This is a genomic window from Cellvibrio sp. PSBB023 (genome assembly GCF_002007605.1).
Classification (GTDB): Bacteria; Pseudomonadota; Gammaproteobacteria; order Pseudomonadales; family Cellvibrionaceae; genus Cellvibrio.
In genome coordinates this window covers 594,622-618,617 of the sequence record NZ_CP019799.1, presented here as the reverse complement: position 1 = coordinate 618,617, position 23,996 = coordinate 594,622, and the positions used below count along the sequence as shown (strand labels likewise).

The following is a 23,996-nucleotide window of genomic DNA, read 5'->3' as shown; positions in this document are numbered from 1 at the left end:
TCCAACAGCTCAAAAAATTAAGGCGACCAAAAGGTCGCCTTAATTTTTTATCACTTCCGCTCCGTTCTGTTAAAAATCCGGTAACTCATCCAGCGTTATCACCCGCTCGTGGTTATATACATGCACCTTGTGTGCTTGGGTGTTGTAGTACTCGCCAGTCCAGAAGTTACTGGAGCTGGTTACACCTTCCGCCGTATCCGTGTCATTCCACACCACAAAATACAACCACCAGGCGTTGTCTTGCGCCATCAGGTCAGGGTCGGGAATATTGCTGTTTTCGCTCAACGCGACCATTTTGCGCTCCTGTGGATAGGCTTTCGCCATGTTGTAAACCGATGCTTGCGACTCGTAATTACGATTGCCGTCATAAATATCGTGACTGACGATATCCACATAAGCATCACCCGGATACCAGGCCGCACTCTGGCCATTCCACACCCAAATCAGGTTATTCAAACCATAGTAATTGGTCAGGCGATCGTACAGATGACGCCACAACACAACTTGCGCATAAGCGGCTGGAATACCATCGGTGCGATCACTGCGACCCCACCAGAACCAGCCACCCGAAGCCTCGTGCAGTGGGCGCCACAATACAGTGACGCCAGCATCTTCCAATTTTTGTAATTCGGCGGCGATCAGTGCGATATCCGCTTCCATATTGGCAAAGCTGGCACTGGCGGTGTTCAACTGGCCGTTGGCAAGCGGGATGCTGAAAGCGGTATCCGCCGTGTAGAACTCACCAATAGTGTTATTGCTGGCATTAGGATCGCGCCAGTGCCAGGCAAAGGTCACCAAGCCACCGCGATTCCAGTGCGTTATCGCCTCTTCTGTCTGTGCCAGACCGGGGTTTCCGGCCCACAAGCCGTAGTTCATGAAGTCGTACCCCATGATTGCCGGAGCACGGCCGGTGTCGTTAATCACCCGCTGGTACTGGTCGATATTGTCCTGCCAGGTTAAATCTTGCTGGCCGGAGAGCATGTAATTGCCCCAGATAGATTGCAGGTAACTAAATACTGACCTGGTCGTTGCATTTGCATTGGCATTAACCGGTGCTGTGCGAGCCGGTGCCTGGATTCCACTGCCCTTACCTGGACACATACTGGTAGACAAACACACCTGTCCCGCCTGGAAACCCCAACTACCGTTATCCGTGGCACACAGATTCAATTTGGAGGCACCAATCATGCAGTAAGAGAAATTCCCTACCCCCGAGTCAGCGGCTGAGCCATAGACGATACAGGAATAGCTGTTTTCCCAGCCCCAACCATCGCCATCCGGATCGGAATCCGCAGAGCGGCAATAAGGCCAGCCACTGGCAGTGGCATTGGGAATAACACCGCTTGGGGCGCTACTGGAACTGCTGCTGGATACACTGGAGCGCAGGCTGCTTGATAAGGCACTGCTAGAGCTGGATGACCGACTGGATGACAAGACCGAAGACGATGTACTGGTGACGGCACTGGATGACACACCGCAGCCGGCCACAAGGCCAAAAGGCGATGGCTGTGCCACACAGGTGCTATTGGCAATGCAGCTCTTGCCGTTTTCGTATCCCCAGCCACTGGTTGTGGTGACACAAGACGGATACAAAGTGCCATACCAATTACATTGGGATGCGCTAGCCGTACAAGTGGAAGACGCCGACGATGCCACCCGGCTCGATGAGGATGACGCTGGCACAACGGAAGAGGAACTACTGGACACTACACTGGAGCGAGAAGCGCTTGAAGGCGCCAGGCTGGATGATGGGGACGAACTGCTACCCCTACAAATCGCACCGGTAATAACCGGTGTCTCTACTGCGCCGTTGGTATTTACCTGCACACCAAAGGAAACGGTTTGCCCCGGCTGAATCGTCCCATTCCATGCTACGTTAGATGCCGTGTAGGGGTTAGTTCCCGACAATGTGGCATTCCAACTGCTGGTAATGCGGTTATTCACATATGACCAACCCACCGTCCAGCCGCTCAAGGTAGAGGTGCCCGTGTTGGTGATCTCGATACTGGCTGTTGCGCCACTACCCCAGGCATTGCTCACGACATATTTACAGTTCGCCGTTTGGGCTGAGGCCCAAGGCGCTGCGGCCACACCAATCCCCAGAAGGACGGCAAAGCCACAGCGTTTGAGATGGGAAAGTTTCATCAGAAGTTCTCCTTTTGTTAGTTATTATTCGACGCAAGGAAATGCAATGCAGCAGTATCCAGGGCCGAGACAAGCCTGCCGTGGACTAACAACAACTATCGAGGAAAGAGTAATGACGCGACAGCAATAGCCTGCAGAAAAGCCATAGTAAAGAGAGAAACCCTAAATGAAACGGGTTACATTGACACATCCAATGAATGAAGTGACATTAAGTGATTAGTGGGAGCTGGTTCACAAGCCGGAGAGGCTGCGCAAAAAAGCGCGTTGGGCTACCGCCGTTTGTTCACCGTGATACGGCATTAGCCACCAGGTTTCACTGGCCTGCATGCTTGCCTTGGGTGCAAGTGTTTTATAGGGCGCATGCACTTCTAACTCCAACAGCCCAGGGTAAATATTGGCGTTGGTAAATTCCTGATACAGCTCAACCTGCCCCTGCTCGGGGTGGATTGCCGCTTTTGACTGTAGCGGGAATTGAATGATCAATAGCTGCTGGTCACGGAAAGCCGCTAGCCACCCCTGCGAAGGCTGGACAAACACTTTTCCCTTACGCCCTTTATGGCTGGGTGAATTGCTGTTATCCAAAGACCACAACCCATCCTGTAGTTCACCGGCGATAGGCCCGAAGGTGTCATCAGTAAATTGTGCAATGCGCACATCACTTTCCTGCGCCACAGGAACATAAACAGCCGTTGTGTGCGGAACACGGGTATTAAACCAGATATCCCACGCCACACTGGTATCGCGGATATTTTGTGCATTCACCTTGAACTGAATTTGATTGGGATTATTGTCCACCGCCGCAATATGCTTTTGCAGCATCACTCCGGAGATAGGGCTGGCAGGGCTTTGCATGTGTATTTGCTGCGCATCCTGCGTCAGTAATGTGTAGCCAGACAGTACCAGAAATGGATCTGGTGGCCACACGGCCTTTGCCGCGCGGCGCTCGCTATTTAATTTCTGGTGCTGCCACCACTGACTCTGGGGCCCCACCCACACTTCATGCCCCATGTAGCCAATATTGCCTGCCTCGGGTGTCACCTGCGGCGAGGGCTGCTTATTCACTTCATCGCTCACCCACAAAAAATTGGGCTGTCCTTTTAGCGCCAGCGACAATACGCGACCACCAATTGCGGGAGTAACATCAACCGTCAGTGCTTCTGTTGTTAATTGGATGCGTTCAACTTCCGCCTGCGCGGCAATGGGCGCGAACCACAATAATATGCACAAGGTTCCGGAGAAATAACGCGGCGCAATGCTGGCCATAAAGTCACTCACTGACGATAAAAGGTGAAGTAAAAAAACAGAAATTTGCTGCACACACCATCGGGTATATTGCAGCGAGCAATCTATCAACAAGCCATCTATTAATTAACAAAAAATTACAACAAGGGTTTTGAAGTCAGGATCTGTAACAAGTTTTGCAAATGCACAGAGGACTCATAACCCAATGGTGTTAAATAGCCACCATCCGATAAGGTAATTAACTGTTTTTCATGCAAGCGCCGGGTCGCCGCGATCAATTCCGGATCTGCATCCGAATGCACTTTGAGTCCGGTCTGGCTCGTGGTTGCATCAAATAAACGCAATACTTTCAACTCAGCAATTAATTCCTGGGACATTGGCATAGCAGATTCCACCGTGATAGTTAATGTTTTTTATTGTTAAAATACAGGTGCAGCGTTTGTGCAAATAACCATTCAATCCTGCGGGCAATTCTTTATAAATAGCATAGCCACCGCAGATCACAACCGTTTTCTGTAAAAATCAAACGGTCATACTGCTGTGCGATAAACCTCACGCACTTCATCGGCAATAATTGCTGCGCCGCGCGCAACCGTCTCTGGGTCCTGACAATAAGTCACACGAATACATTCATGGCGATGCTGCCAATCATCCGTCAAACCCGGGAAAAAGTGATGCCCGGAGACCACCAGCACACCCCGCGCTTTCAACCGCTGGTACAGAGCCTCACTGGTGATAGGCAAATCCTTGAACCAAAGCCATAAGAAAATCGCACCTTCCGGTTTGTGGATAAAACAGGGTAAATCCCCCAGCGAGGATTTAAAGGTTGCCACAGCCATCTCCATCCGCTCTCGATAAAAAGGAGCAACCAGATCACGGCTCAAGCGCAAAATATTTCCGTCCTGCAATAAATGGCGCGCGACAGCCGGGCCGAAATTGCCGGTGGCCAGACTTAAAATGGTATTGGCTTTGGCAAACGCCTGAATAATTGCAGGATCAGCAATAACAATTCCTGTGCGTGCACCAGGTAAGCCGAGTTTGGATAAACTCAATACCAAAATCGTATTGCGATTCCAATGGGGTTGCGCATCCACAAATAAAATATTGGGAAAAGGCGTACCGTATGCACCGTCCACAATAAATGGCACTTTGTGCTCACGTGCCAGCGCATCCAATTTTGCCAGCTCGTCATCGCTAATCACATTGCCCGTGGGATTGGTGGGGCGCGACACACACAGTGCCCCGGTTTCATCCGTAATCCTCAACTGGCTGAAATCCACGTGATATTTAAAAAAACCATCAGGCAACATTTCAATGCTGGGGCGAGTGGCGGTAAAAAAATCACCGCTAATCCCCAAATCGCTGTAACCCAAATATTCCGGTGTGAGTGGCAGCTGAATTTTCTTTTTAATACCGCCGGGATAATCGCCCGCAAATAAATTAAACAATACAAAAAATGCCGACTGGCTGCCGTTGGATAAGGCGATGTTGTCGCGGGAAATGGGCCAGCCATATTCATGTGAAAGCAATTCGGCAATGGCATCCAGCAATTGTGCATCGCCCTGCGGCGGCTGATAAAGCCCGAGTAACTCATGGGCATCACGTGCATTATCCAGTGTGCTGCGCAAGGCCTGCTCAAAGGCTTGCTCCATGGCAGGAATGCGCGCCGGGTTGCCACCGCCCATAAAAATCATGTCAGGGTTTACCCGTAACGCCTCCCCCAAATCATCCATCAGGGTGACAATACCGGCATCAGTGCAAAGCTTTTGCCCGAAACACGACAGATTTAATACTGCATCACTCATAAACCACTGCCTTACTCGCACAGATAAATGGGCTCAAAAAAACAAACACCCGTTGATTGTCACCGCGATCAGGCGGGCAATCTAACGGGTGTGATAACAAAACATCACCGCAACCTGCGGTGCAACCGGGCACTCAAATCAAACCAAATTTACGCAGGGTCTCTGCCAGTTTTTCCGGGTTGACCGGTTTTTGGATGAAGTCCATAGCCCCCAACTGGGTCACACGCGCTTGCGCGTTGGGCTGGATATCGCCGGAAATCACTATCACCATCGCATTCAGGCCTTCAGCTTTAATGGCTTCCAATACCTGGTAACCATCCAGTTCCGGCATGGTCAGGTCCAGAAAAACCATCTCGCCCTTGCCTTCGCGAATGGCCTGTAAACCCTCAGCCCCATTGGTGGCAAATGTAATATCCACTTCCCAATCGGCGGGAAGGGAGCGCGCAACCTGCTTGCGCGCCATCATCGAATCATCACAAATCAGTAGAGGTGTAGCCATGGAATTGGTGTGTCTGCTATTTGAATGGATTGGGCTGAGTATAGCCAGTGATTCAGGCGTCAGTCATTTTTTTACCGAATTTTGCGATACGACAACTGCACCGGCACCCGCCAAGACCTAAGCGTGCGCTTACTCGGCAGGTACTTGAGCTGGTTCGACATTGTCAAACAAGGCGCCAATCTTGATGGCAAATAGCGCGCTGGTCTGCGATTCGGCCTCGGCCAATAACTGTAATCCGGTTGGCCCCCAAGGCAACTGGCGCAGGCACTCTTGCTCTGCCGGTAGCTGCCGGGGCAATGCCAGGATATCTGCCAATTGCTGCAAGCTGAGCAGGTGGAGGTTTTGGCTCAGCAGGTAATCGCCCTGGTAGTTGGCGGTAATGACATGGTGACGCACTAATGCGTCGCGAATGCGCTGCCACTGGTCTGCTGCCAATCCCTGCTGTAGCAGTTGTCGCTCAGGTACAGTCGCACCGCCAGCAGAGGCGTGATAACAACTCCACAGCACCAGCAGCGCCGCTACCAAATCCGGATAGTTACGGTCGCGCAAGCCTATCTGATGGGCATTGATGGTGTGGACAAAAATCGCACCACTGAGCACGACCGTCCAAATCAGGTTCACCCACAAAAGGAACAAGGGCAGTGCCGCAAACGCACCGTAAACCAAGGAAAATGAAGAGTGGCTGACAATCCAGCCAAAGGCAGCTTTCAGGCCTTGGAAGCCCAAGGTGGTAAAAAAACCGCCGATCATGGCGTGGCGCACAGAGACCTTACAATTCGGCACCGCCACAAACAGCAGGGTAAAGGCTGCCCAGGTCAGCACCCAGGGTGCAAACTGCAACACCCACTCCACAACCCCCAAACTATCGTAAGTGCCTACCAGTAAGCGGAAGGAGGCCAAATAGGTACTCATCGCCAGTGCCACACCCAGCAACAAGGGGCCGAGGCTCAATATCGCCCAATAGAGTAAAAAATTGGCAACACCGCGACGCCCCTTGGATACCCCCCAGATCGCATTAAAATTCTGCTCGATGTTTTTGAGCATCAAATAGGCCGATACCAGCAAAAACGCAAAACCAAAGGCGGTGAGCTGGCGCGCCTGCTGGGAGAAGGAATTCAGGTACTTGCCCAAATCCTGCTCGCTGTTGGGCAAAAAGTGCTGGAACAGCAGTGACTGCAATTGATCGCCCAGGTTTTGAAAGGCGGGGATCAGGGAAAACATGGAGAAGGTAACCGTCAACATGGGCACTGTGGCAAAGAGGGTTACATAAGTCAGGGAGGCTGCACTTTTTTGACAGGCTTTAGCGCGGTACTGATGCACCATCAAACCAAAAAAACCGATTAGCCAGTGGTAGGCGGTAATAATAAGGCTGCGCAGGGAATGCAATAAGGGGAGCAACAAAGGCATAGGGTTAAATCCTTAAAACAAGTCTGACGACAGCCGCTATAATCGCCGCACGGCTGTTCTTAGTAAAAATTATCTGAAATTGTACCGGGACTCTTGTTTCATGAAACATAAAACGATGATGGCACTCTACCACAACCCGCGCTGCTCAAAATCGCGCGATGCCCTGAACCTGTTGCGTGAACAAGGCATAGAGCCAGAGATCATTCTGTATCTGGAAACACCGCCGGATGCCAAAACCCTGAAATCGCTATTGACCGCATTGGGCATCAGCCCACGCGAGTTATTGCGCAAAGGCGAGGATGACTACAAAACACTGGGGCTGGCAGACACCACACTCAGCGACAGCGCTTTGATTAACGCCATGGTTGCCCGTCCCAAATTAATTGAGCGCCCGATTGCCATAAAAGACGGCAAGGCCGTGATCGGCCGACCACCGGAAAACGTTTTACAGTTGTTGGCCTGACGTTTATTTATACAACGGTTTATAAGGTTATTGGCACGACCCTATCCTCCCCATCAAGAGCCTGCTTATGTCTCCCTATGTATTGGTACTTTATTACAGCCGCCATGGCGCCACACTGGAAATGGCAAAACAGATCGCACGCGGCATTGAGCAAGTAAGCGGTATGGAAGCGCGCTTACGCACTGTACCGGCCGTATCGCCCGTCACAGAAGCCAGCGCACCAGCCATACCTGACTCAGGTGCGGTTTATTGCACCGAGGACGACTTAAAACACTGTGCGGGATTAATCCTCGGCAGCCCTACCCGTTTCGGCAATATGGCCGCGCCCATGAAATATTTTCTGGATGGCACCAGCACCCAATGGTTGAACGGCGACCTTATCGATAAGCCAGCCGCAGTATTTACTTCCACCTCCACACTGCATGGCGGGCAGGAATCCACGTTATTGACCATGATGTTACCGCTGTTGCATCAAGGTATGATTATCGCCGGAATTCCCTACAGCGAGGCGAGCCTCTCCACCACGCGCACTGGCGGCACTCCCTATGGTGCATCGCACTTGGCCAGCGGCGATGCGCCCACCAAACTCAGCAGCGATGAAATTGCCCTGTGCCAAGCGCTGGGCAAACGCATCGCCACACTTGCGCATAAATTAAAAGGTTAAATTATGACTCAGGATTCACACAAGGATTCACCGACAGACACAATGGCCGATGAAAAACCCAAAAAAGTAATTGTCATTACCGATGCTGATGCGCTTGTGTTAGAAAAAAAACTACGCGTAGGGCAACGCGTCTGCAATCTGAGTTACATAGCACTGCTCTTGATGCTCACGCTTAATTTTCTGCTCAGTAATGACCTGAACCTTATGCATTTGCTGGTTGCAATTGTACCTCTCGCGATTTTTATTCCCGGCTTGCGCAAACCACACCACCGCACTTATAGCTGGTTGTGTTTCGTATTGCTCATGTACTTTTTATTCCTGGTGCCGCTATTGATGAGTTACTGGTCACTGACCTATTGGGTGTTAACTCTTCTGGTGACGCTACTGTTTGTAGCCGCCATGATGACCAGCCGCTGGCTGCAATACTGGAATTACTACTTATCGACCAAGCAATAATTACTCACTCGCCTTTTCGTCGCTACGTTTTATTTTTTCTCAAGGAATATTATTGTGTCTGTGAATTATTATGAACCGCCTTCGGCACCACAAGCTGCGCCACAACCAGCTGCACAGGCGCCACAGCAGCCGAATAACCAATACCATCAGCAAGCCACTGGTAATAGTGGCTACACGCCACGGCCAAAACCATCCGGCCGCCTGCGTCGTATTTTTGGCGGTATGGGCGCCGCTGTAACCACGCTGCGCAACACACTCGCCAATATTATTTTTCTGCTTATTTTATTATTGATTATTGCCGCCATCAGTGGCAAGGCCACACCGCCATTGCCGGAAACTTTTGCGTTACGCGTGGCGCCCACCGGTATTTTGGTTGACCAACGCAGCTATATTGATCCCGCCAGCCTGCTCTTATCCGATGAAAATCCACAAGAAAATGAAACACTGGTAAGCGATATTGTGGCAGCGATCAACAACGCTGAAAAAGACAAACGTGTAACCATGTTAGTGCTGGAACCCGGTCGCTTGCTCGGCGGCGGGATCAGCAAACTCAATGAGATTGGTCAGGCACTGGAACAATTTAAAGCAGCCGGTAAAAAAATTATCGCCGTAAGCGATAACTACTCACAGGATCAATATTATCTTGCCAGCTTTGCCGATGAAATTTACCTGCATGAAATGGGTCTAGTCGAAATCACTGGCTATGGCCGCTACATGAACTATTACAAAAGTGCATTGGACAAACTCGGTGTCACTATTCACGCATTTCGCTCAGGCAAATACAAAGACTATTTGGAACCCTACCTGCGCGATGATATGTCGGACGAATCCCGCGAGCACAATTCGCAATGGATCAATGAACTCTGGGTCAATTACACCGGCAATATAGAACGCTTGCGTCGTTTGCCACCAGGCAGCATCAATGATTATGTCAATAACCTTGATGCCCATATGGCACTGACCAAAGGTGACAGCGCCGCACTGGCACTGGAAAAAGCGTTAGTAGATAAGGTTGCCTCGCGCCGCGAACTCATTGCCCTGTTAACAGAAGCAGCGGGAAAAAATAAAGACGGCGATAATTACAACGGTGTTGGCATCAACAGCTACCTTGCGGATGTACGTAAAAAAGCCAACACCGAATCGAACAAAGTGGGCGTCATTGTTGCCGCTGGCTCAATTCTGGACGGCCACCAACCCGATGGCAGCATTGGCAGCGAGAGCATGCTTGAATTATTGCGTCAGGTACAGGATGACAAGGATATTAAGGCCCTGGTAATTCGTATCGATTCCGGTGGTGGCAGCGCCTTTGCCTCGGAAATTATTCGCAGCGAAATAATCGCCCTGCGCGATAAAAATATTCCCATTTATGTTTCCATGGGAACTGTTGCCGCGTCTGGTGGTTATTGGATTGCTACCGCCGCCGATAAAATTTGGGCGCAGCCAACTACCATCACCGGCTCTATTGGTGTATTCGGCGCATTCCCAACACTGGAAAAATCCCTGGAAAAAATCGGCGTCTATACCGACGGCGTAGGCACCACTGAGCTGGCAGGCACCATGCGCCTGGATCGTCCGCTCTCTGATAAAGCTGGCAAGGTTGTACAGCACAGTGTTGATCACATTTATGAGCGTTTTATCGCCCTGGTTGCCGATGCCCGCAAGCAAGAGAAAACCGCGATTAATGAAATCGCACAAGGCCATGTGTGGACTGGCAACAAAGCCAAAGAAATCGGCTTGGTGGATGAGCTGGGAACACTGAAAGACGTTATCCACGCAATCGCACAAGACGCGCAATTGGATAGCTACAAAGTAGAAGTGGTACAGCGCCCACTCTCGCCAAAAGAAGAGTTTTTGCGCTCCCTTGCACAAGGGCAAGCCGGTGCACTGCTACCCAAATCGCTGGTTAATCATTTTGCATCGCTCAGTATTTTGAATGACCTGAGCCCAGTGTTAAAACCACTGCAAGATTTGAAAAACATGAATGATCCACAAGGTATTTATGTGCAATGCCTGGATTGTGTTATCCCCTGACACCTCGACTTAACGGATGCCTTACAAGGTAAAGTGCTATGAAAATCTATGCCGTGTTATTGCTAGTGGGGCTGCTATCGGCCTGTACAGGTATGCCTGAGAACATCAAGCCAGTCGATAATTTTGATGCAAATCGCTATTTGGGGCAGTGGTATGAAATCGCCCGCCTTGATCACTCCTTTGAGCGAGGATTAAGCCACATTAGCGCTACCTACAGCCTGCGTGAAGACGGCGGTATTCACGTGTTGAATAAAGGTTATTCTGCAGAAAAAAAAGCATGGCAATCCGCAGAAGGGAAAGCCTATTTTGTTGATAAAAAAGACCAAGGCTATTTGAAGGTTTCTTTCTTTGGCCCTTTTTATGGTTCTTATGTGGTGTTTGAGTTAGACATGCAGGACTATCAATATTCGCTGGTAAGCGGGCCGGACAAAAGTTATTTCTGGCTGCTGGCACGCACGCCGTATTTCGATAAAAATCTGCAAGCTGATTTAATTGCCAAAGCAAAATCTTTGGGTTTCGCTACCGAGCAATTGATTTTTGTGGACCATAACACCGCCACAGCTCCACCAGAAAATATGCCCTGACACCTGGGATAAAATCCGGACAAAAAAATAGCGCCACAATGGGCGCTATTTTTTTGCACTCGAATTAATTATTCTGGTCGCATATGCGGGAACAACAATACATCGCGAATGGATGGCGCATTGGCAAACAGCATAATTAAACGATCAATACCAATACCCTCACCCGCTGTTGGTGGCAAGCCGTACTCCAACGCGCGCACGAAGTCCGCGTCATAATGCATGGCTTCATCGTCACCGGCATCTTTTTCACGCACTTGCTGCATGAAGCGCTCAGCCTGATCTTCCGCATCGTTCAATTCGGAGAAACCGTTTGCCAATTCACGCCCGCCGATAAAGAACTCAAAACGGTCAGTCACCGCCGGGTTTTCATCATTGCGACGCGCCAATGGCGATACTTCAATTGGGTATTCAGTAATAAAGGTTGGCTGATCCAATTTATGTTCGACAGTTTCTTCAAAAATTTCGATATGGATTTTGCCCAAGCCATAGGACTCTTTAATGGCAATACCCAAGTCTTTCGCCGCTTTGGTTGCACCTTCAATAGTGCTCAATTGCTCGCGAGTAATTTGCGGGTTGTAGTGCAGTACCGAATCAAATACCGACATACGCGCAAAAGGTTTACCGAAATCGTATTCACTGGTTTGGTATTTCAGGATAGTGCCGCCGGTCACTTCAATACAAAGTTTACGCAGCAGGTCTTCGGTCAAGTCCATCAGATCTTTGTAATCTGCATAGGCTTGATAGAATTCCATCATAGTGAATTCAGGATTGTGGCGAGTGGAAACGCCTTCGTTGCGGAAGTTGCGGTTAATTTCAAATACGCGCTCAAAACCGCCCACCACCAAACGCTTCAAATACAGCTCCGGCGCGATGCGCAGGAACATATCCATATCCAAGGCATTGTGATGGGTAATAAACGGCTTGGCCGATGCACCGCCAGGAATCACATGCAACATGGGCGTTTCCACTTCCATAAAACCGCAACCGCTCATGTAATTACGGATAAAACTGATGCACTGCGAACGCAAGCGGAAAGTGTCACGCACTTCCGGGTTTACAATCAAATCCACATAGCGCTGGCGATAGCGAATTTCCTGATCACTCAGACCGTGATATTTATCCGGCAGTGGACGCAGGGATTTGGTGAGCAGTTGATACTCTTCCAAATTCACGTACAAATCGCCTTTACCCGATTTGTGCAGTGCGCCTTTTACACCGACGATATCGCCAATGTCCCACAGGCCCCACTGTTCTTTAATGACTTCTTGCGCCGCTTTGTCGGCATACAATTGAATGGAGCCATCGCCATCTTGCAACACCATAAATGGGCCGCGCTTGGCCATAATGCGACCCGCAACGCTTACCACATGATTCAGTGCTTCCAATTCTTCTTTGGTTTTTTCACCAAACTGCGCCTGCAAATCAATGCTCTTATCGCCGCGACGAAAATCATTGGGGAATGCATTGCCTTTCTCGCGAATAGCAGCCAGTTTGTGGCGACGTTCGGCGATCAGTTTGTTCTCATCATGTGCATGCGCATCGGTTTGCGCTGATTGGGTTTCGTTGCTCATAGTCTTCACTGATGTTGAATTAAAATTCCAGGAGTGGTCCCGCAAAAAAATTACAGGCCTGCCTTTAAACTTTCCACAATAAATTGATCCAAGTCGCCATCCAATACCGCTTGGGTATTGGAGGTCTGGGCACCGGTGCGCAGGTCTTTAATGCGCGAGTCGTCCAATACATAGGAACGAATTTGGCTACCCCAACCTATGTCTGACTTATTGTCTTCCAGTGCCTGCTTTTCAGCATTGCGTTTTTGCATTTCCTGCTCGTACATTTTTGCACGCAGCATTTTGTAGGCTTTGTCGCGGTTCGCGTGTTGTGAGCGCTCGTTCTGGCACTGCACGACAATACCGGTCGGCACGTGAGTAATACGCACCGCAGAATCGGTTTTGTTAATGTGCTGACCACCGGCACCACTGGCGCGATAGGTATCGATCCGCAAATCCGCTGGATTAATTTCAATTTCAATATTGTCATCGATCTCCGGCGACACAAACACCGAACAGAATGAGGTGTGGCGACGATTGCCTGAGTCGAATGGCGATTTACGCACCAGGCGGTGTACGCCGGTTTCGGTACGCAGCCAGCCGAATGCATACTCGCCTTCAAAATAAATAGTTGCACTTTTAATACCGGCCACATCGCCAGCAGACACTTCTTCCAGTGTCACTTTAAAACCTTTGGCTTCACCCCAGCGCAAATACATACGCAGCACGATTTCAGCCCAATCCTGCGCCTCGGTTCCACCGGAACCGGATTGAATATCCAGATACGCATTATTGGGATCAGTTTCACCCGAAAACATGCGGCGAAATTCCAATTCGGCCAACTGCTTATCAAGGCGATCCAGCTCTGACTGCACCTCAGCGACCATGGACTCATCATCCTCTTCCACCGCCATGTCCAGCAGTTCACGAGAATCGCGCACACCCACATCAAGGTCATCAATGGTTTTAACTACCATCTCCAACGCGGAACGTTCGCGCCCTAAGGCCTGGGCACGCTCGGGGTTATCCCACACACTGGGTTCCCCTAAATCCAGCTCAACTTCCGCTAAGCGTTCTTTCTTGAGGTCGTAGTCAAAGATACCCCCTGAGCACATTGGTACGCTCGCTGAGGTCTTTAAGGGCATTTAATAAGGGATTAATTTCCATGATAGTGCGCAATTTGATCCGGGTTTAGGCCTGAACAGGCGGAAAAAGCGAGGCGCGCATTCTACATGAGATGCCATCACAGGCCAAATTCCAGCCCTATATGCAGCCCAGGATTGGTAAAAAGATTTACACCCATACACCACCGGTAAAGACACATCCATCTGCACCACCACCTGACAGTAAATTTTTGATGGTTCCTGTGCCAATCGCTATCGGTAATACCTGCGGATGGTTATACTGAAAAAAGTAACCGGTTACAAAACTGACACCAGTTACCACTATGCCCTCAATAATCATAAGAATCCGGAGACCTAATGAACCTTCTAACCAAACTCCCATTATCGCTTGCATTGGTAAGCATCGGATTAGTGTTAACCGCGTGCGGCGGCGGTAGCGGAGGAGGCGATTCAGCGCCCTCTTCGTCCAGAACCAGCGCCATATCTAGCTCCACCGCTGTCAGCTCTGTTGCACCCAGTTCTACACCAGCATCCAGCAGCTCATCGATTCAGCCTTCCTCATCGTCTACACAAACCACCAGCTCCTCCAGTGCAGCGACAATCGCTACCTGCACGGTGGATGGAAAACAATGGAATATTTGTGTAACCGATAACAATAATTGGGGCTTTGAAGCAGGAAGCTACTGTGTTGCCCAGAGCTTTTGCCCTGCCAATCGCACCCAGTTCCCCAGTCTGGATACCCGCGATACACCGGTTGATGCCGCTGTCTCCACCAAGACCAAAACCATTTATAGCTACCTGAAAAGTATTTGGGGCCAAAAAACATTGGCAGGCCAACAGGATGTAACCTGGAAAGACGATATAGACATGGCGCAGCGCGTATTCAACGACACCGGTAAATACCCGGCGTTGATGGGTTATGACTTTATGAACTACGGCATGACTGAAAGTTGGGTGCAGGGTTTGAATCAAACAGGAGAAGCGATTGCCCACGCCAATAACGGTGGCCTGGTAACCTTTGCCTGGCACTGGCGCGATCCGGCACTGCTCAATACCAGCAATGTGAATAGCGCTAATTTTTATGTGCGCGAATCCGATGCGAGCAAAAATACCGACTTTATTATCCCTGTTGCAAACGGAGCGCTGGATACCAACAGCCCTGCCTACAACCAACTCAACGCTGGTATTGATTTGATCGCGGAAGAACTGAAAAAGCTTGCCGATGCCAACGTGCCCATACTCTGGCGCCCATTGCACGAAGCCTCAGGTTATAAAGGTGATGGCTGGTTCTGGTGGGGGCGCACTCGCACTGATGGTGTACCACAAGCATTTGCCCAGATTCTGTTGTGGCGCCATATGTATGACCGCTTGGTAAACCATCACGGTATTCACAACTTGCTCTGGGTATGGAATGGCCAAAATGCGGCATGGTACCCGGGCGATGATTATGTCGATATTGTCAGCCACGATATTTACGACAACACCGATAACAAGGCCTACAAATCGCAAATTGCTATTTATGATCAAGCGCGCAAATACCCGGCCGAAAACAAGATGGTAGCGCTAAGTGAGAATAGCTATATCCCTGACCCGGATAAAATCGCTGCGGACAATGCCTGGTGGTTATGGTTTATGACCTGGAATGACAGCAATTTTGACCAGACAACAGAGGCATCTGGTACTCATGCCGACAATTTCTGGAGCGGCGACTATTACAACACCAGCGCCCATAAGACCAAGGTTTACAATCACACCAATGTCATCACACTGGATGAACTGCCTGACTTTGATCTGCCCAAGTAATACCTGAGCGCACAAACTGCTCCAAAAAAAATGCCCGATTCAGTCGGGCATTTTTTGGTTACTACTTTTTGTTATCGCAACACGAGACTAATCATCGCCGAATTCTATTTCCGGCAGGTCTGAACTGGTTTCGCGCAGTTGTGTAACTGCATTTACCAGGTTGCGTGCAATAGCGCGATAACGCTGACTAATCGCAGAATCCGGATCTGCTGCAACTGTCGGCTTACCCGCATCAGTCTGGGCGCAAATGGATAAATCCAGTGGCAGTGACCCCAGCAATTGGGTCTGATAATTACGCGCAATGCGTTCTCCACCGCCCTCGCCAAAAATATGTTCTTCATGCCCGCATGAAGAGCAGATATGAATAGCCATATTTTCCACCACACCTAGCACCGGCACATTCACCTTACGAAACATTTCTATGCCTTTTTTGGCATCCAGCAGCGCAATATCCTGTGGTGTAGTCACTACTACTGCACCGGTTACCGGGACTTTTTGCGCAAGGGTGATTTGAATATCGCCCGTACCGGGCGGCATATCAATCACCAAATAATCCAGATTATCCCACGCGGTTTGCATCAGTAATTGCTGCAAAGCACCCGTCGCCATAGGGCCGCGCCACAGCATCGGAGTCTCTTCGGTGACCAAATACCCCATGGAAATGGACTGAATGCCGTAGGCTTCAATGGGCACCATTTTCTGTTGCCCCTGTTCACCAATAATCTTGGGGCGCTGCTGCCCCACACCCAGCATGTGCGGCTGGCTGGGACCGTAAATATCCGCATCGAGAATACCGACCCGCGCACCATCGGCGGCAAGTGCTAATGCCAGATTGACTGCCGTGGTCGACTTGCCCACGCCACCTTTGCCAGAGGCAACGGCGATAATATTTTTCACACCGGGAATAGCTTGATTATGAGTCGCCATGGAGATACCTCAAGAGAATAAAAACACTGGCCAGCGGCTTAACAAAAGCGGCACACCCTAACAAAAAAGGGCGCCGTTTGGCACCCTCTTTTGCGTAACACTATTCCTTAAAAAGTAGCTATCGCCAATTAATGGGCTTCAGCTAACTCTTCCAGAGCATCGCGGTCGTGTTGGTGGTCTTTCGCCAGTAACATGTATACCGAAGGCAGTACAAACAGTGTAAAGAATGTACCTATCGCCATACCCAACACCAATACAATACCAATGGCATTACGCGCTTCCGCACCGGCGCCTGAGGCAAAAATCAAAGGGGTGTGACCGGCAATAGTAGCAACACTGGTCATCATCACCGGACGCAAACGCAACGAGGACGCCTCGCGCACCGCTTCCAGCTTCGCCATGCCCTGCTCTTGCAACTTGTTCGCAAACTCCACAACCAAAATACCGTTACGTGCGATCAAACCCATCAGCGTCACCAAACCTACCTGCGAATAAATATTCAGCGTAGTGGTAAAACCGTCGGTGAAGAACGGGATTGGCATAGGTATTTTCCAGAAGGTAAACAAGAGTGCACCAAACATTGCCAAGGGCACTGAACCCGCCAAAATAACCAATGGATCGCGGAAGCTGTTGTATTGTGCAGACAGCACCAAGAAGATCATCAGAATGGCCATCAAAAATGCTGGCAGGAAGGTATTGCCTTCACGCTTTAACTGACGAGACTCACCGGTGTAATCAATGGTGTAACTTTTGGGCAGGATTTGACGCACTTCCGTTTCCAAATAGTCCAAGGCTTCACCCAGCGGCACGCCGGGAACACCGCTGATTTTTACCGCATTCAACTGCTGCATACGGTTAATAGTACGCGGCTCAGTGCTGTGGGTAATGGTGGCAACTTGATCCAAACGAATCAGGTTACCATCCGGCCCGGTGACGTAAAGGTTCGCCAGATCATCCGGATTCAAACGCCCGGAGCGCTTAACCTGCGGGATCACTTTGTAACTCTGGCCTGCCATATTAAATCGATTGACATAACCACCACCTAACAGAGTGCCAACATCGTTAGTGACGGTTTGCAAATCCAGACCTAAATCAGCCACCTTTTCTCGATCGATATTCAGTTTGTAATCCGGTTGATCCACTTTTACATCCAGTGTCTGGAAATAAAACTTGCCCGACTTCTGCATAATCTCTTGCACTTTCAAAGCGTAATCGTAGATCTCTTTAATATCCGCTGTTGATGCCAGTACAAACTCAACCGGGAATTGCCCACCACCCGGTAATGCAGGCGGTGTAATTGGCAAAATTCTCACGCCGGAAATTTCCGCCAGTTTTTTCTGCACGTCAGGCATGATTTGAAATACATCACGATCACGCTCATTCCATGGCTTGGTCACCATTCCCGCAAAACCACCCGTCGGCATGGTCAGTTGGAAGGTAAAGTCTGTCTCTGGAATGCTCATAAACGCTTCGTTGACTTGCTTACCATAGTGCGATGATTGGTCAACGGTCGAGTTGGCTTGTGCATCCACGATACCGAAAATAACACCCTGGTCTTCCGCAGGCGCCAGCTCTTTTGCCGACATGCTGTACAGCGGAACACACAGCGCGGTAATGCCAATCCAGAAAATGTAAACGCCTACACGATTTTCCAAACTCGCCTTAAGTTTTTTCTCATACCAGCCACGGAAACGTTCGAAGGGTTTTTCAAGCGGCGCATTTAAACCTGTATGAGGCTTGAGCATACGCGAACCCAGCATGGGCGATAAGGTAATGGCCACAATCGCAGAAATAGTCACTGCACCCGCCAGGGTAATGGCGAACTCGCGGAATAATGAACCAATCAAACCACCTTGCAAACCGATAGGAATGTAAACCGATGCCAGAGTTACTGTCATCGCCAAAATCGGCCCTGCCAATTCACGCGCAGCAGTAATCGCGGCCGGAAAGGGTTTCATTCCCTCCTGGATGTGACGCTCGATATTTTCCACCATCACGATGGCATCATCGACCACCAAGCCCACACACAGCACAATGGAAAGCAAGGTCAGCAAGTTCAGCGAGAAGCCGCACACTTGCATGATGAATAAAGCACCCACCAAAGATAACGGAATGGCCAACACCGGAATAATGACGGAGCGACTGAAACCCAAAAACAGGAAAATCACTATCACAATAATCACCAGTGTTTCGGTGAGCGTTTTAATGACCTCATTAATAGCCGTATCAATGTATTCAGTAGAATCATAAGCGACTGTGCCACTCATGCCCGTTGGCAATTCAGACTTAATCGCCTCCATTTCTTTATTAACCGCTTTCATTACATCCAACGCATTTGCATTGGGCGCAACCCACACCCCCATAAACACGGCGGTATCGCCAGAAAAGTTTACGACTGTGTCATAGTTTTCTGCACCGAGTGCCACATCGGCAATATCGCTCAAGCGAATAATGCCATCCGCAGAATTGCGAATAATCATCTGCCTAAATTCATCAACACTTTTCAGATCTGTATCGGCGCGCAGGTTTACTTGCGTATAGGAACCGCGTGTCTGACCAACAGCAGCTTGCACGTTATTGGCAGCAAGCGCCGCACGAACCTGAACCGGCGTCACATTTAACGCCGCCATACGCTCGGGCTTCAGCCAAATGCGCATCGCAAAGGTTCTACCACCCAATACGTCCGCTTTTTGTACACCAGCAATAGCTGTAAGACGCGGTTGAATGGAGCGTGTTAAAAAGTCAGTGATTTGGTTTTGCTCAAGAATATCCGAGCTGAAGCTGATATAAGCCGCCGCAAATTGTGAGTCCGCCGATTCAATACGAATAGCAGGGACTTCCGCTTCTGGCGGTAAATCACCGCGCACCTGATTCACCTTGGCAGAAATTTCTGTCATGGCTTTGAGCGGATCATAATTCAAACGTAAATGCGCAGTAACAGTGGAAGATCCCATTGCACTTTGCGATTCGATGTAATCAATCCCACCTGCCGAGGCAATCGCACGCTCAATTGGCGTAGTAATAAAACCGCGCACCAACTCGGCGTTAGCCCCCACATAAACAGTATTGATGATAATGACGGAGATATCGCTGCGGGGATATTGGCGCACAGTCAAATTAGACCCGGCCTGAATCCCCAAAATTAAAATAAGCAGGCTCACGACAATCGCGAGAACCGGACGCTTAATAAATACATCAGTAAATTTCATAAGTTAGGCTCGTTGGCTTTGTGGCTTATGGAGTAAATCGTATGGTTATGGCTGTCCAACAGCACAAATAACAATCGATTAGCTATCTTCCGGGGTTGGCGCCAATTTGTATTCCGGGGTTGGCAATGAACCCACAGTGACCGCCTGACCATTCAATAATTTGAAGGCACCGGCACTGGCAACTACTTCGCCCGGTTTTAAACCATCAACGATCTCCACAAAATCACCACGCGCTTTGCCCAAACGCACGAATTGCTGACGCGCCTTGAAACTGCCCGCCGCTTCACCCGGCTCAATCACAAATACGGTATCGCCAAAGGGTGCATAAATAACGGCAGTGGATGGGACAGCCAATACTTCTTGCGGATTAGACAACGTCACTTTGGTTTCTACCGCCATGCCGGGAATGAGCAGGTTGTTTTCATTTTGCAGATACGACTGCACTATAGCATTGCGTGTGACCGGGCTAATCTCGGCACCAATGGCAGTAATTTCGCCGCTAATGGTTTTATCCGAGCCATCACCCACATTCACGTCAACCGGTAAACCGCGCGTCATTTGCACCAACCAGAATTGCGGCACAGGGAAATTTACACGTACGGTGTTAGTTGCTTGCAAAGAGACCAATTCACCGCCAACTTGCAAATCCTGTCCCAAGTCCACTTTGCGGATACCGAGGCGACCATCAAATGGAGCGCGAACAATTTTTTTCTCCAGTGTGGTTTTCAAGTCGTTAACGTCGCCCTGGGCAGATTCCATTTGTTGCAACGCGGCATCCAATTCGCTTTGCGAAACGGTGTTGCGTTTGCGCAGTTCCACCAAACGATCGTAATTAGACTTTGCCAGACGCAAGCGCGCGTCTGCCGCACTTAATTGCGCTTGCTCGTTACCGGATTCCTGCACCAGAAGCACAGTGCCTTTTTTGACCTGCTCGCCTGACTTGAAGCGAATTTCTTTTACCTTACCGGCCACTTCCGCTGCGATCACAATCCCTTCGGATGCTTCAACCGTTCCCATAGCGGTATAGCTATTGGGCCAGCTTTGCATTTCCGCCGTAAAGGTACTGACAGTTTCGGTAACAGGCGGTGCACTTTCCCCTGCGGAAACCATCGCCATGATTTGACCAGTTTTAACACCAGCAACAATCAAGAAAATCCCTACAAGGCTTGCGACCGCAATGCCGATTGATTTCGCATTGTTCATAAGATGAAGAACCATTTAAGAAGAGGAGAAAAAACGATTTGGAAACGGACAACACAGTGGCGGGGAAGCTAGATTAACGGTATCCCGACCATCACTTCGCGCATTCATGCGGAAGAATTGTTGCACAGTCACCTGTAAAACCAAACCCGGGAGTTGTCAAAAAATGTAGTTGTAACATCCGGAACTGGCCACAATTAAAACCAGCCGACCATCTGGTCGGTGCGCGAATAATATTCCCTTTTGCCTGATTCTCCAACGAGTTGTTTATGCTTATCACAAACTAATGACATTCATCATCCTGCCAAAACAATCAGGTGTGTCATTTGCGCTTTCATGTGAAGCCTGCGCGTCGATCATCCTCAATAACGATCACAAAATAGTCTGGCGACAGCATGGAGTAATAACTGTTGCCCGTGATACGTACCAACGCCATGATTGGATGTAGATAGCTTCCGTAAACACTATTCTATTCACGCTCAGGCTAACCAGATTGGTGCACGCCGAATCTGCTAGGATTCACTGCACACCAGAAACCCATAACCTTCTACCACTAGCCGCCGACGCATCTGAGGATTATTTATGACTTGGGCACCCCATGTAACTGTCGCCACGATTATTGAACGCGATAACCGCTACCTTATGGTTTATGAGGAAGCCGATGGCAACAAAGTTTACAACCAGCCCGCCGGGCACCTGGACCCTAACGAAACATTACAAGAAGCCGCAATCCGCGAAACCCTGGAGGAAACCGGCTGGACTGTCGCCCTCACCGGTGTGGTAGGCGTCAATCTCTACACAGCCCCCAGCAATGGCATTACTTATTTCCGCACCACATTTATCGCCAAAGCCCTTAGCCACGATACCCAACGCCCGCTGGATACCGGCATTATTGAGGCAGTTTGGCTCAGTTACGAGGAACTGGTCGCCCGCAAAGATCAGCTGCGCAGCCCCATGACGCTGCAAATTATTGAGGAATATCGGGCTGGCCGCCGTTTTCCGCTAGAGGTTGTTGGCTAAGAGAGGCAAAAGGCGGGTAAAATGCTCGCCTCTTTTTCAACCGCTGTAATATCTGCTTATGACCCAGTTCTCCCAGCCCGCTATTACCCCCGGTGCCCGCGTGATTGTCGGTATGTCCGGTGGTGTCGATTCGTCTGTCTCTGCCCTGCTGCTAAAACAGCAAGGCTATCAGGTCGAGGGGCTGTTTATGAAAAACTGGGATGAAGATGACGGCACCGAATACTGCACCGCCAAGGCTGACCTGGCGGATGCCGAACGTGTTTGCGAGCGTATTGGCATTAAACTGCATACGGCCAATTTTGCCGCAGAATACTGGGATAACGTCTTTGAACACTTCCTCGAAGAGTACAAAGCAGGCCGCACCCCAAATCCTGACATTCTCTGCAACCGCGAAATCAAATTCAAAGTGTTCATGGAATATGCGCGCATGCTGGGTGGTGAGTTAATCGCCACCGGTCATTATGTGCGCCGCGCCGACCGCGATGGTCACACCTATTTATTGAAAGGCCTGGATCCAAACAAAGACCAAAGTTACTTTTTACACGCTGTTGGCGAGGCTGAATTCGCCCATTCACTCTTCCCCGTAGGCGAACTGGAAAAGCCGGAAGTACGTCGTATCGCCGAAGAGCATGGCCTGGTTACACACAACAAAAAAGACAGCACTGGCATTTGTTTTATTGGCGAGCGCCGGTTCAAGGATTTTTTACAGCAATACTTACCCGCACAGCCGGGCACCATTCAAACACCGGATGGTAAAGTCATCGGTGAGCATATGGGCTTGATGTACCACACTATTGGCCAACGCCAAGGGTTGGGAATTGGCGGCGTTAAAGGTGCCAACGAAGAGCCCTGGTTTGTCGCGCAAAAAGATCTGGAGCGCAATGTACTGGTGGTCGTTCAGGGCACAGATCACCCTCTGCTGTTCACCAACCATTTAATCGCGCAGCAGGCTCACTGGATTAATCGCACTCCACCGGCAACGGAGTTTCGCTGCAGCGCCAAAACCCGTTACCGCCAGCCCGATCAGGAGTGCCTGGTTAAAGTCATGGCCGATGGAACACTTGATGTAGACTTTGATCAACCCCAGCGCGCCGTAACACCGGGTCAATCGGTGGTGTTTTACCAGGGCGATATCTGCCTGGGCGGCGCGGTTATCGAATCAACCGACAATCGCTAGAGAAAAAACCTGCTCCGGCCGATTGATTGCATTCCAATAGATTGATAGTGAGAGAGTTTAGCGTGAGCAAAAACTGGCAAGACATTACCATCGCCCTCGCCGGCGTATTTCAAGCCACTACACTGGTTGATCAAGTCGCCAAAACCGGCCATGTACCAGCGGATGTTTTTAAATGCAGTATGGAGTCCATACTCGACTTGAACCCGGCCAGCACACTGGATGTTTATGGGGGCAACATTGAAAACCTGCGCACCGGTCTGGAGGTTATGCGTGAACTCTTGCGCCCCAACTCGCAGCAACATCGCGAGGTATTGCGCTACGGATTGGGCGTACTCCATTTGCAAAAGAAACTCGCCGGCCGGCGCGATATGCTGAATGTGATTGGCAGCCGTATTGAGCAAGTCAGCCAACAAGCACAACATTTTTCATCCACGCACGACAATGTGATTGCCAACCTTGGCACCCTGTACACTGAAACCTTGAGCACCTTCCGTTTTCGCATCCAAGTGAATGGCGACTACAATTATTTGCAGCAACAACGCATCGCCAATCAAATTCGCGCCCTGCTACTTGCCGCTGTACGCTCTGCCATTTTATGGCGTCAGGTAGGTGGCAATCGCTGGCAATTACTGTTCAACCGCAAAGATATTGCCCAACAGGTTGATAATTTACTGCGCCGCATTTAATCGC

20 protein-coding genes and 1 pseudogene are annotated in these 23,996 nt (G+C 50.0%); 9 read left to right on the top strand and 12 right to left on the bottom strand.

Annotation, left to right across the window (positions count from 1 at the left end):
* Positions 1–69 precede the first annotated feature (69 nt).
* From B0D95_RS02805 to B0D95_RS02780, 6 genes are all read right to left on the bottom strand, one after another.
* The gene (locus tag B0D95_RS02805; protein ID WP_078042475.1) at positions 70–2,145 is read right to left on the bottom strand and encodes a glycosyl hydrolase; all 2,076 of its coding nucleotides are present in this window, start codon (positions 2,143–2,145) and stop codon (positions 70–72) included.
* 231 nt (positions 2,146–2,376) lie between these two features.
* Positions 2,377–3,408, bottom strand: coding sequence for a DUF4380 domain-containing protein (locus B0D95_RS02800; RefSeq protein ID WP_078042474.1), 1,032 nt, complete (start codon positions 3,406–3,408; stop codon positions 2,377–2,379).
* A 116-nt stretch (positions 3,409–3,524) separates the two neighbouring features.
* On the bottom strand, positions 3,525–3,770 hold the full coding sequence (locus B0D95_RS02795; RefSeq protein WP_078042473.1) for a TIGR02647 family protein: 246 nt from the start codon (positions 3,768–3,770) through the stop codon (positions 3,525–3,527).
* Positions 3,771–3,917: 147 nt separating this feature from the next.
* Complete coding sequence (locus B0D95_RS02790; protein WP_078042472.1) at positions 3,918–5,192, bottom strand: valine--pyruvate transaminase; 1,275 nt, start codon at positions 5,190–5,192, stop codon at positions 3,918–3,920.
* 133 nt (positions 5,193–5,325) lie between these two features.
* The gene (locus B0D95_RS02785; protein WP_078042471.1) at positions 5,326–5,691 is read right to left on the bottom strand and encodes a response regulator; all 366 of its coding nucleotides are present in this window, start codon (positions 5,689–5,691) and stop codon (positions 5,326–5,328) included.
* A gap of 129 nt (positions 5,692–5,820) precedes the next feature.
* Entirely contained in the window at positions 5,821–7,098 is a 1,278-nt protein-coding gene (locus tag B0D95_RS02780; RefSeq protein WP_078042470.1) for a YihY family inner membrane protein, read from the bottom strand.
* A 100-nt stretch (positions 7,099–7,198) separates the two neighbouring features.
* Between B0D95_RS02780 and arsC the strand changes: the two genes are divergently transcribed.
* The 5 genes from arsC to B0D95_RS02755 all read left to right on the top strand — a co-directional run bounded on the left by arsC (position 7,199) and on the right by B0D95_RS02755 (position 11,296).
* Complete coding sequence (gene arsC, locus B0D95_RS02775; RefSeq protein ID WP_078042469.1) at positions 7,199–7,561, top strand: arsenate reductase (glutaredoxin); 363 nt, start codon at positions 7,199–7,201, stop codon at positions 7,559–7,561.
* A 67-nt stretch (positions 7,562–7,628) separates the two neighbouring features.
* Complete coding sequence (gene wrbA / locus B0D95_RS02770) at positions 7,629–8,225, top strand: NAD(P)H:quinone oxidoreductase (protein ID WP_078042468.1); 597 nt, start codon at positions 7,629–7,631, stop codon at positions 8,223–8,225.
* A 3-nt stretch (positions 8,226–8,228) separates the two neighbouring features.
* Positions 8,229–8,681, top strand: coding sequence for a DUF2069 domain-containing protein (locus B0D95_RS02765; RefSeq protein WP_078042467.1), 453 nt, complete (start codon positions 8,229–8,231; stop codon positions 8,679–8,681).
* A gap of 54 nt (positions 8,682–8,735) precedes the next feature.
* Entirely contained in the window at positions 8,736–10,712 is a 1,977-nt protein-coding gene (gene sppA, locus B0D95_RS02760; RefSeq protein WP_246841708.1) for a signal peptide peptidase SppA, read from the top strand.
* Between the two features lie 38 nt (positions 10,713–10,750).
* Positions 10,751–11,296 (top strand): lipocalin family protein, encoded by a 546-nt coding sequence (locus B0D95_RS02755; protein WP_078042466.1) that lies wholly within the window; start codon positions 10,751–10,753, stop codon positions 11,294–11,296.
* A 68-nt stretch (positions 11,297–11,364) separates the two neighbouring features.
* On the opposite strand, the gene lysS is transcribed toward B0D95_RS02755, so the two are convergent.
* The 3 genes from lysS to B0D95_RS20510 form a co-directional block, all read right to left on the bottom strand.
* Positions 11,365–12,867: a lysine--tRNA ligase gene (lysS, locus tag B0D95_RS02750; protein ID WP_078042465.1), complete on the bottom strand. Its 1,503-nt coding sequence runs from the start codon at positions 12,865–12,867 to the stop codon at positions 11,365–11,367.
* A gap of 50 nt (positions 12,868–12,917) precedes the next feature.
* Positions 12,918–14,013, bottom strand: a protein-coding gene (gene prfB / locus B0D95_RS02745) for a peptide chain release factor 2 (RefSeq protein ID WP_149867854.1) whose coding sequence is annotated in 2 segments (ribosomal slippage) — positions 12,918–13,940 and positions 13,942–14,013 — 1,095 coding nt in all. Because the reading frame shifts where the segments join, the coding sequence is not laid out codon by codon here.
* Positions 14,014–14,139: 126 nt separating this feature from the next.
* The gene (locus B0D95_RS20510; RefSeq protein WP_168172387.1) at positions 14,140–14,310 is read right to left on the bottom strand and encodes a hypothetical protein; all 171 of its coding nucleotides are present in this window, start codon (positions 14,308–14,310) and stop codon (positions 14,140–14,142) included.
* A 17-nt stretch (positions 14,311–14,327) separates the two neighbouring features.
* On the opposite strand from B0D95_RS20510, the gene B0D95_RS02740 reads away from it, so the two are divergent.
* Positions 14,328–15,773, top strand: a complete 1,446-nt coding sequence (locus B0D95_RS02740; RefSeq protein WP_168172386.1) for a glycosyl hydrolase — start codon at positions 14,328–14,330, stop codon at positions 15,771–15,773.
* Positions 15,774–15,860: 87 nt separating this feature from the next.
* Here the strand turns inward: B0D95_RS02740 and apbC are convergent.
* The 3 genes and pseudogenes from apbC to B0D95_RS02725 all read right to left on the bottom strand — a co-directional run.
* Positions 15,861–16,709, bottom strand: a pseudogene (gene apbC / locus B0D95_RS02735) (iron-sulfur cluster carrier protein ApbC); the annotation flags it as partial.
* Between the two features lie 119 nt (positions 16,710–16,828).
* The gene (locus tag B0D95_RS02730; protein WP_078042462.1) at positions 16,829–19,909 is read right to left on the bottom strand and encodes an efflux RND transporter permease subunit; all 3,081 of its coding nucleotides are present in this window, start codon (positions 19,907–19,909) and stop codon (positions 16,829–16,831) included.
* A 78-nt stretch (positions 19,910–19,987) separates the two neighbouring features.
* Positions 19,988–21,112 (bottom strand): efflux RND transporter periplasmic adaptor subunit, encoded by a 1,125-nt coding sequence (locus B0D95_RS02725; RefSeq protein ID WP_078042461.1) that lies wholly within the window; start codon positions 21,110–21,112, stop codon positions 19,988–19,990.
* Positions 21,113–21,691: 579 nt separating this feature from the next.
* On the opposite strand from B0D95_RS02725, the gene B0D95_RS02720 reads away from it, so the two are divergent.
* The 3 genes from B0D95_RS02720 (at position 21,692) to hflD (ending at position 23,992) form a co-directional block, all read left to right on the top strand.
* Positions 21,692–22,129, top strand: a complete 438-nt coding sequence (locus tag B0D95_RS02720) for an NUDIX hydrolase (RefSeq protein ID WP_078042460.1) — start codon at positions 21,692–21,694, stop codon at positions 22,127–22,129.
* A gap of 58 nt (positions 22,130–22,187) precedes the next feature.
* A complete protein-coding gene (gene mnmA / locus B0D95_RS02715) occupies positions 22,188–23,306 on the top strand; it encodes a tRNA 2-thiouridine(34) synthase MnmA (protein WP_078042459.1) in 1,119 nt (372 codons plus the stop codon).
* Positions 23,307–23,368: 62 nt separating this feature from the next.
* Positions 23,369–23,992, top strand: a complete 624-nt coding sequence (hflD, locus tag B0D95_RS02710; protein WP_078042458.1) for a high frequency lysogenization protein HflD — start codon at positions 23,369–23,371, stop codon at positions 23,990–23,992.
* Positions 23,993–23,996 lie beyond the last annotated feature (4 nt).

Bases quoted from the DNA above. Each gene is read 5' to 3' on its own strand.
- B0D95_RS02780 (WP_078042470.1), bottom strand. From the start codon at position 7,098: ATGCCTTTGTTGCTCCCCTTATTGCATTCCCTGCGCAGCCTTATTATT.
- B0D95_RS20510 (WP_168172387.1), bottom strand. From the start codon at position 14,310: ATGATTATTGAGGGCATAGTGGTAACTGGTGTCAGTTTTGTAACCGGT.
- B0D95_RS02785 (WP_078042471.1), bottom strand. From the start codon at position 5,691: ATGGCTACACCTCTACTGATTTGTGATGATTCGATGATGGCGCGCAAG.
- B0D95_RS02740 (WP_168172386.1), top strand. From the start codon at position 14,328: ATGAACCTTCTAACCAAACTCCCATTATCGCTTGCATTGGTAAGCATC.
- B0D95_RS02730 (WP_078042462.1), bottom strand. From the start codon at position 19,909: ATGAAATTTACTGATGTATTTATTAAGCGTCCGGTTCTCGCGATTGTC.
- B0D95_RS02800 (WP_078042474.1), bottom strand. From the start codon at position 3,408: ATGGCCAGCATTGCGCCGCGTTATTTCTCCGGAACCTTGTGCATATTA.
- wrbA (WP_078042468.1), top strand. From the start codon at position 7,629: ATGTCTCCCTATGTATTGGTACTTTATTACAGCCGCCATGGCGCCACA.
- B0D95_RS02755 (WP_078042466.1), top strand. From the start codon at position 10,751: ATGAAAATCTATGCCGTGTTATTGCTAGTGGGGCTGCTATCGGCCTGT.
- lysS (WP_078042465.1), bottom strand. From the start codon at position 12,867: ATGAGCAACGAAACCCAATCAGCGCAAACCGATGCGCATGCACATGAT.
- mnmA (WP_078042459.1), top strand. From the start codon at position 22,188: ATGACCCAGTTCTCCCAGCCCGCTATTACCCCCGGTGCCCGCGTGATT.
- B0D95_RS02790 (WP_078042472.1), bottom strand. From the start codon at position 5,192: ATGAGTGATGCAGTATTAAATCTGTCGTGTTTCGGGCAAAAGCTTTGC.
- B0D95_RS02805 (WP_078042475.1), bottom strand. From the start codon at position 2,145: ATGAAACTTTCCCATCTCAAACGCTGTGGCTTTGCCGTCCTTCTGGGG.
- B0D95_RS02795 (WP_078042473.1), bottom strand. From the start codon at position 3,770: ATGCCAATGTCCCAGGAATTAATTGCTGAGTTGAAAGTATTGCGTTTA.
- B0D95_RS02765 (WP_078042467.1), top strand. From the start codon at position 8,229: ATGACTCAGGATTCACACAAGGATTCACCGACAGACACAATGGCCGAT.
- B0D95_RS02720 (WP_078042460.1), top strand. From the start codon at position 21,692: ATGACTTGGGCACCCCATGTAACTGTCGCCACGATTATTGAACGCGAT.
- B0D95_RS02725 (WP_078042461.1), bottom strand. From the start codon at position 21,112: ATGAACAATGCGAAATCAATCGGCATTGCGGTCGCAAGCCTTGTAGGG.
- arsC (WP_078042469.1), top strand. From the start codon at position 7,199: ATGAAACATAAAACGATGATGGCACTCTACCACAACCCGCGCTGCTCA.